The 267-nt window shown below is 46.8% G+C and carries 1 protein-coding gene; it reads left to right on the forward strand.

Translation table 11 applies throughout. The features are described from left to right. Positions 1-71: 71 nt before the first annotated feature. The coding region (locus ACYP03_RS26435) for a DUF4172 domain-containing protein (RefSeq protein WP_459782730.1) at positions 72-267 on the forward strand (196 nt) is incomplete at its 3' end.

Here is a 267-nt window from a genome sequence, read left to right on the forward strand (position 1 = left end):
TTTGATTAACCCTCTTTAATGAATCATAATTTGATTCGAATAAGGTGTTTTATTGCATCACGGAGCGACAGATGTGGATATGGCAACAACCCGGCTGGCCGAATTTTACGTGGGATAAAAGCGTTATCGAACCGCGTCTCAGAGAGGTTCGCCTGAACCAGGGGATTTTATTGGGCAAGATGATGAGTCAGTCGCAAGACAGCACTCAAACCCTGCTCGATACGCTGCTAGCCAATATCCTTCACTCCAGCGCGATAGAAGGGGAGA

The organism is Photobacterium sp. R1 (assembly GCF_054600795.1).